The sequence below is a fragment of the Moorena sp. SIO1F2 genome (assembly GCF_010672755.1).
Lineage (GTDB): Bacteria > Cyanobacteriota > Cyanobacteriia > Cyanobacteriales > Coleofasciculaceae > Moorena.
This window is the reverse complement of the sequence record NZ_JAAHFV010000247.1, coordinates 1-9,921: the sequence shown is the minus strand read 5'-3', so window position 1 is coordinate 9,921 and position 9,921 is coordinate 1. Positions and strand designations below refer to the sequence as shown.

Here is a 9,921-nt window from a genome sequence, read left to right as displayed (position 1 = left end):
TCACAATAATTAGTTAGATAGGCTCTAATTAAGCGGTAAGGAATTTTACTTACCGCTTAATTAGAGCCTATCTAACTAATTATTGTGTAATTTATAGAAGCAACGCCTAATGATTAAACACTAGTCTATGTATCCAAGCCAATTTTTTTTCCTGAATACATTAAACTAGTGAGGAATTACGTACTGATAGGAGTGAAAACTATATCTATACTTTGGACGGGCATAAAGTTTGAGTTTGATTTAGCTATCAGCAAATACCATCACTGTTGACCGCTCAAAGCATAGTAAAGCATAGTGTTTTAATTGCTAAATTACCCTCTAATCAGATAATCAGAGAGTTACTACGTAATTCCTAATATTGATTCAGAATAGGTTAAGGCTATACCATTTAAGCGAGGTCTGTACTCGCTTTTTTACCTATCACTACCAAACTTATTCCAAGATAACAAATAGTGTTGGGAAAATGTCACTAGCAAAATTGCTGATTGATTGCGATCAAAATCAAATCTTTAACTTGTGAAGACATAGACGAAGATTTAACTAAGGTGAGATTACTAGGATGTAAGCATTTAGCTATCAGCTCTCAGCTCTCAGCTCTCAGTTCTCAGCTCTCAGCTTTTTAATAAAACAGGTAAGCATTGCTTTAATTTCTGTTAAGTTAGCTGACCGCTGACCACTGACCACTGACCACTGACCACTGACCGCTGAATGCTTACACTAGGACTTACGCAGCTGAAAGGAAAACCCGAAGCCAAACTCGAAGCCAAACTCGAAGCCAAACTCGAAGCCAAACCCTAATTTTAGGGTTCTAAGGCTTGCAGCCTCTAGATAAGATCTCAGCCTATACCTTGATGCTTACGATTAGCAAGCCTACCGATAAGAGCCTAGATCGCGTAATCTTAATGTAGCATTAAGTATTATATGTGGAGCAGATTTGGCGATCGCAAATCCTTGGGAAATTCTCAGTATTTATACTGAGATTGTGCCCCATATCCCTGCAATTTCATGGATCCCCTTGTCAAAAAAATAATAGATTGATTTAATAAAGTAATATTTCCTTAACAAAACTAAAAATATCTTAAGCAGAAGCTGATGATACAACAACTCGATCAGGGCAGGAGCGACGCTGCGACCTTAGAGCAACTGTTCAACCATGATATCAGCATCCAGACAACGCCTCACCAACCTGCTCCAAGTAAAACAGCTCTCTCAAAATATCTCCTGCTTTACCTTCAAGGAGGAAAGGATTTAGAGGGAGTGCCTTGGCAGAGAGGGGAAATGGGTGGGGCTATTCTTAGTGAAGATTTGTCTGTAATTAAGCACTTAGGTCCTGTGTTTCAGCCAGACCGGGATGACTACTGGCGAAGCTCTCGCCTTCTAGCAGGAAGCTTACGGTTGGTAAACGAAAATTCCCTGTATTTCTTTTACGGTGGATCTCCAGACCGTCCTAATTTGCTTCATGAGTATATTGGCTTCTGTAAGGGAATCATTAGGGATAATCACGAGATTGATTGGCAAGCTCCCCAACTGATCGAATTTCTTGATTGGGAGAAATACTACGATTACTCCGACCATCCATTGATGCCAGACCAACGTCACCGCCAGTTGCGGGATCCTTTCCCCATCTTTCACGAAGGCAAGTATTGGATGTTTCTATCTGCTGCTGCCAAGACAAATTCCCAACCCAAGAAAGGCTGTATTGGTCTAGCAGTAGCAGATCAACTCGAAGGACCCTATACACTCTTGCCACCAGCCCTGTTTCCTCATTTCATGACCGATGAAGGTGAGCAAGGTCTCTTTTACGAGTGTGAACGAAGCCACGTTTACTATAAAGGAGGAATGTGGCACATGTTCTTCTCTGTGATGAAGCAACATGTGGATCCCCGTTGGCTTGAGCAACTTGGTGATGACGCTGCCTCGATTACTGACTCCAGCCTGTACCATTTTGTCTCGCCACAGATCAACGGTCCCTATCAGCCAGCAGGGGTGGTACCGGTGGTGAAAGGATCCTCCGAGTCTAACTTGTATGCGATCAACTTCGAGCACAATAACCAACAAGAACTGATCGCTTATGGATTAAATTTAGGAATGGAAGAACTCGATGTTTCTGGTCAGTGGAAGGTCTTGTGGGACAACGATTATCCAGAAATTAAGAAAGTAAGTCCTTCTGGTCAACAGGGTGTTGCTGATCCCTCGTCACTATTATATGGACGTGAGGGATACTGTATTTGGGATGCAATTCTATTCAAGTTACCTGCCTAAGGTTAAGTAGGTTACCAGGTTAAAGGTTAGTGGACAGTTATCTTCTGAAGCTTTAACGTAAGCATATGCGCTACCTCACAGGCTAGAAGCCTGTGCCACGCACGCTACTTGAGGTGCAGTCAGCGGTCAGCGGTCAGCGGTCAGCTTATTTTATTCAAAAGCACCGATGACGCTACGCTGTTCGCTGATAGCTGCATGCTTACCCTTTAACTTTCAACCTTTAACTTTCAACCTTCACACTAATTCAATAGCTAATAGCTTACGGTTCCACAATCGAACCCATGAACAAAATTGCTCCAGTTTTATTGTCCCGAACAGTACAGAAAAAAGGACGGTTAACCACTAGATTGAATGGTTGATCTATACTAATGGAAGTAGTAACAATACCGATAGAAGTAGCAGCCGCTGCTTCTGTGCCTTCTTCATTAACTTCTACAAAGGTTTTGTGCTTGACTTGACTAATCGCTGCTGATTCAGAGGTCAGATTAGAAAAATCCGCCTTATCGGTAAACGCTACATCCATCCCCAAAGCTTTTAGGGAATCGTTGAGTTTAATATCGTATTCAAATTTAAAGCGGGGTAGCCGAATTGACCCATCCCGAGACCTAAACTCTTTCATCCATTGTAGCCAGTTTTCCGCTGTGAGTTGTTGTTGAAATTCTGCCAAGCTGCTCCCTTCACGGGGTAAGAAAACATACAAACTCAGCCGTTCTTTACCGTAGGGAATACTTACAGCTTGAAAGGCATCATTTTCATAGTACTTATACTTCCCATACTGATACATCATTGGGTGTTGCTTTTGGTTTGAATCAGAGATATAAAAAGCTTGATCAGACGTTTGACTTTTATCGAATTCTCTGGTCCAGCTGCCTTTGAAATAGATGGCATTGATTAAGAAGAGTAAATCATCCGCTTGAGTGCGTTCGACAATCGTTTTAATTTTGCCGTTTGTGTTATTTTTGACCCAACGGTTAATTTTTTTTGCAGCCTTGGCACTACTAAAATCAAGTTCTGTGACCTCTGCTTCGTAGAATTTCTGGTTGTTTTTAATAAATTTGGGGTTGATGTCAATGCCTTGGTTAGCCCACAGGGAGTTGGCAATGGACAGCTGAACATCAGGGTCAGCATTTTCCAAGCTAGCCTTTAAGGCGTTATTTCCCTGGTTGAGTTGATCTAGACTTAATCCCTCTAATTCTAGGACTTTTGCCATAGCCTCTTGAGTCTCGCCGCTGGCACCGTTGTAAGCCATGTCTAGGGCAATGGCGATGCTGGTGGGAGAGACAAAAATATTCTTGTTAGTGTCCTGCTTGAGAATTTCTGAGAATAGCTTGAAGCCAAATTTAGTATTAGCGTCTACAAGATTGGTATCCACCTCTAGATTTGGTTGCTGGTCAGCTGAAATTGATTCTTTCCTTGGTTCGGAGTTAGGCATAGGGTCAAGGGCATTGGTTTTTTCCGACACACACCCCAATATACCTGTAAGCAGGATGCTGACTGCCATAACAGTGGCTATACGACTAAGCATTTGATGGTTCATTTGATCGTCTCCGTTGCTAATACCCTGTTCTAATATGACCATTACAGGATAATTCGGTTCCTTTAGTTACGGTTTTTGCTACCGGGAATGGGTAATCGGTAATGGGGAATGACGATCTATAGCAGAAGTCAGAAGTCAGAAGTCAGAAGTCAGAAGTCAAACTCTTGCGCTTACTTAGGTTTGAGACTTTTGTAATGTCCGCGCCTGCCCTGGCGACTGCTATAATCCTGGTGTTTAACAGTCTAAATAACCTAATTTACACATAACCAACGTTATCCAAGAGTCATGATTTCATAAATTGTGAAGGTTTTAAGCGCTCCACACTTCTGGACTTTTCGGTATTTTTTTTGTCCCTTACATATCTGTAGTCTTTTAAGTTGGCTTTTCTGTTATCCATAGCCAGAAAGCGCTGCACAAAAGGCTAGTTGTATCATAGGTAATTATAGTCAAGTTTAGGCAAATATTACCATAAATTACTGATCGTCCAGATTTTTTGCCCTTGACAGCCACAATTTTTATGCTATTATAGTTAAATTTGATTAAAAACTATACTCCAGATTCTGCTGAGCAACAACCTAAATCAAATACAAAACCATACATTCAGCAAACCAGATCACAAACATCGCATATCTACAATGAAGTTGACGAATAACACACCCTGCCTCCACTAGTATCAGGCTAGTGGAGTTTTTTGCGCTTAGATCACTTGATGCTCAGATTGACTAGATCGACCAAAACAAGCAAGTTTATAAAAATTTATATGAAATCACACCAAAAATTGACATTAGGCCAACACCAAATCATACATGATTGGCCAATAATAATAATTGAGAACACAAAGAGAAAAGCACACCCCGTTAGTCTGGCCGCTAGCGGGGATTTTTTTTACCGGACCTACGGCCAGGAGCCAGACCATTTGACCAGTAAGGCTCAAAACTGGGTAAATTGATGATGGGCAGAATTTAAAAATTCTCTCTTCAAACACCGCCGGGCAGACGGTGTAAACTTTCCGAGGGTAAGTTCGTTGGAACCCCTATGAAGAAAGAATCCCCGTCCTTCAAGGACGGGGAGTGTCAAAGAAACATATTCCGAAACGTGTCCAGATAGCTGGCTGCAAGCATACCTGCCAGGAAGCCAAATAAATGTCCTTGCCAGGAGATCCCTGTTTCACCAGGAAATAAACCTCTGAGTGTAAAACCATAGAGACCACCGATAGCGCTAGAACCTATGACTAACAGGGGCTTACCTTCTAAATACCCCTGTGCGATCAGAAAAGCTACATACCCAAAAACTACACCGCTTGCGCCATAAGAGACAGTGTTAGGTGAACCAACTAGCCATTCAGCCAAACCACCAATCAAGACTATCGCCAAGGTCACGACCCAGAAATCATCGGTTCCTCGTAACAATACCCAACAGCCAAGGATCGCGAAGGGAATAGTGTTTCCGATTAAGTGTTTCCAGTCTTTGTGCAAGAAGGGTGAAAACAAAATACCAACTAGCCCGAGCCAGGTGCGGGGTTGGATACCAAATTTTTCGTTGAGTGCTCCCCCGCATAAGACTAAATTGACAAAACTTATCATCCAGGCGTAAAGAACCAAATCACCCACTGCCTGGAAGTTGTCACCCCAAGCATTTCGGAATTGATTAATCCAATCAAATATAGTTGTCATACTTCACCCGGTAGCCTGCACGCTCATATTTATGTTTACTACTATAATTTATATAGGGTTTCTCATAGTAATAAGGTACACATAATTTTTTCATTATTCCCTATTCCCTATTCCCTACTCCCTACTCCCTACTCCCTACTCCCTACTCCCTACTCCCATTAACCCAGGATTTTGTCCCTCACCTAATTAAGAATTGCTCTCTATATATATAATTGATCATGAGTGCCAATTCAAGGTTATCCCAAGGTAATTGGAGCATGAGTTTATATTCAGAGTTAATTTTTCCCCGATTTCTGGACTGGGTTATGTCTGACCCGGTCTTAACCAAGTATCGTCAAGAGGTTTTATCTCAGGTGTCTGGGCAAGTATTTGAAATTGGCTTTGGCACAGGATTAAATTTAAGTTATTACCCCAAGCACCTGCAAAAACTTACAACTATTGATGTTAATCCTGGGATGGATTCCGTAGCAAAAAAACGTATTGATGAATCGGAAATTAACGTTGATTTTAGGGTGCTGAATGGGGAAAATTTACCGATGGCTGACCATAGCTTTGATAGTGTAGTTAGCACCTGGACATTGTGCAGTATTACTAAGGTTAATCAGGCTATACAGGAAATTTATCGGGTGCTAAAACCAGGGGGAAAGTTCTTTTTTATTGAGCATGGCATGAGTGATGAGTCTAAGGTTCAGGTTTGGCAAAATCGCTTGACTCCTGTACAAAAGATTATCGGGGATGGCTGTCATCTAAATCGTAATATCAAGCAGCTGGTTGAAAAGCATTTCGAGATTCTGACATTAGAAGAGTTTTATGAACCAAAATTTCCTAAGATTCTGGGCTATATGTATAAGGGTGTGGCTCAGAAGTCTTGTTAGCATTAAGCGGTCAGCGGTCAGTGGTCAGTGGTCAGTGGTCAGTGGTCAGTGGTCAGCCGAATGCTTAAAATAAACTTCATTTGGGATAATTTAATAGTTCGAGATTTTACAGAATTAAAAGTCTGGGGAAAAGCCCATCATAAGCATATGCTGAACGCTGATAGCTGATAGCTGATAGCTGATAGCTGATAGCTGATAGCTTAAATAGGCACATTAGTTCCAACAGGAACTAAATTATTACCCTATTAACTATCTCGATTTAATGCTGAAATTACCGCCTGCTGGCTGACTATCTGATAAATTCCTTTGAGATACTGCATCACACGAGGGTCAGCTGCTCCTAGAGGAATTGTTCCTAAGACATCGAGGACGGTTCCACTATCTGTTGGTGGTGCAATTACCACGAGGGAAGAATCGAGGGGCTGATCGTATTGCCAAAATTGCTGAATATTGACTGAGGTTTCAGGATAGCCGATTGCTGATTCCCCCTCTTCCCTGTTTGGATCAGGGTTTTGATCACCGGAAGTGAGATTTGGAATTGACGATGGCTGCTCTGTGGTGGAAGTTTCCCCTGCTTGACCACTGCGTAATTTACGCAAGGCATCAAGGATTTGTTCTTTGGTGCTTCCCCGCAACTGGAACAAAACAAAGGGGTCTTCGCTGAAGCGATCGCCTAATTCATAGTATACTGCTGCGATATGCTTACAAGGATTTTTGGGATCGGGGCAATTGCACTGGGAACGAACGTCGGAGAGGGTGAAGGGAAATAAACTTAAACCATTGGCAGTAAAGACTTCTTCGATATTATGGGGCATTTCTCCTGCTAATAACTGAGCTGAGTAAATTGCTTTACTTGCTAGGGTTTGCACCACATAATTCCAGTCTTCCTCGGTAAAGGGTTCGATGGAAATGGTTAATTCATAGGGCTCCGGAGCAGTTCCTTGAACTTTGGCGACTACTTGTGGTCCTAGAAAGTCAATACTGAGAATATTGCCTTCTTTGGCATAGATACGTCCCCGTTCCAAACGCTTTTTGAAGCGATAGGAATTGAGTAAGTCATTCCAACGTTCTACCCACCATTCTTGGGTTTCGATTTCGTAGTTTGTCATTTATATAGCAAAGAAAACAGGGAGTAGGGAGTAGGGAGTAGGGAGTAGGGAGTAGGCAACAAATGCTTATATTAGCACTATAGCTGTTTCTAGTCTAATCAGGTAAGCACTATTTTTTCGCTCTTCCCTGTTCCGAAGTCCCTGCTCCGAACGCGCCCCGCGTTCGGAGCAGGGAGCAGACCGATTTTTGGCAACTTTACACAAGTTAATACAGCGATGCAGCTTCGGAACAGGGGGTTTCCCCCACTCGCGCTTTGCATCAAGAAGTGAGGTTTATTTTTGTCCAGGTACATATTTATGGTTTTTTAGGGAACAGGGAACAGGGAATAGGGAACAGGGAAGAGAAAAAAATCCTGTGTACCTGATAGCTATTAAAAACGCTTTAAATGTGATATAATTATAATGTTAATTAAGTCCGTCAATAGTATCTAAATGAAAACAATTTCCAAAAGTATACTGAAAAGCAAACTGCTGGAGTTATTGCAGCTTGTAGAGTCAGAAGGGGAAGAAATTGTAGTCACTGATCGGGGCAAACCAGTGGTGAGAATTTCTAAATACGGTAATTTATCCTCAACAGAACAGTTATTTGGAAAAATGCGCGGTAAAGTCAAGTATTTTGATGATTTAACAACTCCTACAATAGAAGAATGGGGAGAAGTGTGAAAATTGTTCTCGATACTTGCGCTTTGATTTGGTGGAGTCTAGATCCAGATAAGCTTTCTCAATCGGCGAAAGACGTTTGCTAAACGCTATAACTGTGTGGAAGATAAATAATTTGGTCTTGATATTCGTTTTCAAAAGATGCCTCAGCTAGAAAAACCAGCTCATCAATATTTTATACCATACTTAACTTGGTGTTGAGAATAAAGATTCCTGGTATGTGATTCCCTTCTGTAATATAATCAGCTAAATGGGTAGGCATAGATTTACGATTATTTGTTACCAGCACAAAACCATACTCGTCACACCATTTCAGAATTTGGGGGTCTAACGTTCCTCTTGCAGGAGTATTCGGTTCACCAACAATCCACATCACCAAATCAGGAGAATTCCGGGTCAATTGGATTTTGTAAGCAGGATTGACATTTTCATCCAATAGATAGTTGAGAGTCATCAGCTTTTTTGATTACTTTTCGTTCTGCTCTCAACTTCCGCAATCGCAGGGCAGAGGTCGAGGGGTTAATTTGCTGTGCTTTCAGTTGCTGGTGACTCCACTCTAACCAGTCAGCAACATATTGGCTGACCATTTCTTTATTGTGTAGATAATAAAGAATAGTAGCATAAACCTGTTCTAGATTTAGGGATGGATAGGTTTCGGCAATTTCTTCAGGAGTGCGGGCACGATGGATATAATCATAGAGAATAGTTTCTATTCCTATTCTTGTGCCTTTTATACGAATATCGTCCACACTGAGGAAGTCAAAATAGTCTTCTAGTTGCATTTTTTTATAGCAAAGGGAACAGGGAGTAGGGAGTAGGGAGTAGGGAGCAGGCAAGAGGTAAAAAATCCTGTATACCTGATAGCTATGAAACACCATTTATTAATTTTATCATACTTTGATGATGTTGGAGTACAGGCTTACTGAACCACCAGTATTGGATTCCCGATTCCCAATTCTCTATTCTAAATTCTCTATTCTAAATTCTCTATTCTAAATTCTCTATATATTCCAAAACAAAAAAAAATAGCCGCAGAAATACTATCCACGGCTATTTCAATCACCTATGTCAGAAGTTTCCAAACCAATCCGGATGTGATCCGATGGGATTGGCCAAGGGGGGGAAACCCCCCCAGAAATTTAAGGTGTTATGGCAACAACAAGTACTTGGTCATGATAGTAATGAATTCCCCTGGAACCTCAGTGGGCTGCAGAGGACTCCACTCGGAAATTTCCGCATAGCGCAGACCATAAAGGGCGTACATCGTGTTGAGTACTGCTTTACGAGAACCCTTCAAGATGTGCTTAACGGGTTGTTTGTTGGAGTTTGGAGTAAATTCTGACATAGGTCAAAGATTCAATTTGTTGACAAGTATTATTGTAATGATTATACAAATATTTGTCAAGGGTTTTTAAAGGTTTTTTTTTGAGTATTTTAAAGTTAATAAAAAAAGCAATACTATAACGTTATCGTTAGCTTTTAAATAAAAAAATGCCCTAAAATAGACTTACATTGCTATCAATATTTATCCATACTTAAATCCATCAATACCTACAAATTGTCTTTGTAAATAAATGTAAAAAACTAAATTAATACTTGCATTTTTTACAGGATTTATCTATACTATAGATATTGAGACTGAGACTAATAACCGCGCTGGTTCAAACCATTAACCGACGCCAGCGCGGTTTTCCTCCCACCTAAATAGGAGTTACTTCCATGATGGCAAAAATATCACAATTATCAATACAGCGGTTTGCAATTGCTGTTAGGTACAACGTCTGGGCTTTTAGGGAGCAGGGAGT

At 41.1% G+C, this 9,921-nt stretch carries 10 protein-coding genes; 4 read left to right on the top strand and 6 right to left on the bottom strand.

The window, feature by feature from the left end; all coding sequences use genetic code 11:
* Positions 1 to 1,092 precede the first annotated feature (1,092 nt).
* Positions 1,093 to 2,262 (top strand): glycoside hydrolase family 68 protein, encoded by a 1,170-nt coding sequence (locus F6J94_RS23800; protein ID WP_293044714.1) that lies wholly within the window; start codon positions 1,093 to 1,095, stop codon positions 2,260 to 2,262.
* Between the two features lie 259 nt (positions 2,263 to 2,521).
* On the opposite strand, the gene F6J94_RS23795 is transcribed toward F6J94_RS23800, so the two are convergent.
* Complete coding sequence (locus F6J94_RS23795; RefSeq protein WP_293044712.1) at positions 2,522 to 3,799, bottom strand: serpin family protein; 1,278 nt, start codon at positions 3,797 to 3,799, stop codon at positions 2,522 to 2,524.
* Between the two features lie 1,073 nt (positions 3,800 to 4,872).
* Complete coding sequence (locus F6J94_RS23790; RefSeq protein ID WP_293021159.1) at positions 4,873 to 5,472, bottom strand: rhomboid family intramembrane serine protease; 600 nt, start codon at positions 5,470 to 5,472, stop codon at positions 4,873 to 4,875.
* Between F6J94_RS23790 and F6J94_RS23785 the strand changes: the two genes are divergently transcribed.
* Together F6J94_RS23785 and F6J94_RS23780 are read left to right on the top strand one after the other, a co-directional pair.
* Positions 5,443 to 5,634, top strand: coding sequence for a hypothetical protein (locus F6J94_RS23785; RefSeq protein WP_293021157.1), 192 nt, complete (start codon positions 5,443 to 5,445; stop codon positions 5,632 to 5,634). The genes F6J94_RS23790 and F6J94_RS23785 overlap by 30 nt on opposite strands.
* 95 nt (positions 5,635 to 5,729) lie before the next feature.
* Entirely contained in the window at positions 5,730 to 6,347 is a 618-nt protein-coding gene (locus tag F6J94_RS23780; RefSeq protein WP_293044710.1) for a class I SAM-dependent methyltransferase, read from the top strand.
* A 245-nt stretch (positions 6,348 to 6,592) separates the two neighbouring features.
* Here F6J94_RS23780 and F6J94_RS23775 read toward each other — a convergent pair whose 3' ends face one another.
* Positions 6,593 to 7,456, bottom strand: a complete 864-nt coding sequence (locus F6J94_RS23775; protein ID WP_293044708.1) for an SWIM zinc finger family protein — start codon at positions 7,454 to 7,456, stop codon at positions 6,593 to 6,595.
* 432 nt (positions 7,457 to 7,888) lie between these two features.
* On the opposite strand from F6J94_RS23775, the gene F6J94_RS23770 reads away from it, so the two are divergent.
* Entirely contained in the window at positions 7,889 to 8,119 is a 231-nt protein-coding gene (locus tag F6J94_RS23770; RefSeq protein WP_293044706.1) for a type II toxin-antitoxin system Phd/YefM family antitoxin, read from the top strand.
* Between the two features lie 172 nt (positions 8,120 to 8,291).
* On the opposite strand, the gene F6J94_RS23765 is transcribed toward F6J94_RS23770, so the two are convergent.
* The 3 genes from F6J94_RS23765 to F6J94_RS23755 all read right to left on the bottom strand — a co-directional run bounded on the left by F6J94_RS23765 (position 8,292) and on the right by F6J94_RS23755 (position 9,461).
* Positions 8,292 to 8,570 (bottom strand): DUF5615 family PIN-like protein, encoded by a 279-nt coding sequence (locus tag F6J94_RS23765; protein ID WP_293044704.1) that lies wholly within the window; start codon positions 8,568 to 8,570, stop codon positions 8,292 to 8,294.
* Positions 8,545 to 8,898: a DUF433 domain-containing protein gene (locus F6J94_RS23760; RefSeq protein ID WP_293044716.1), complete on the bottom strand. Its 354-nt coding sequence runs from the start codon at positions 8,896 to 8,898 to the stop codon at positions 8,545 to 8,547. The genes F6J94_RS23765 and F6J94_RS23760 overlap by 26 nt, the downstream gene beginning before the upstream one ends.
* A gap of 365 nt (positions 8,899 to 9,263) precedes the next feature.
* On the bottom strand, positions 9,264 to 9,461 hold the full coding sequence (locus F6J94_RS23755) for a hypothetical protein (RefSeq protein ID WP_070394349.1): 198 nt from the start codon (positions 9,459 to 9,461) through the stop codon (positions 9,264 to 9,266).
* Positions 9,462 to 9,921 lie beyond the last annotated feature (460 nt).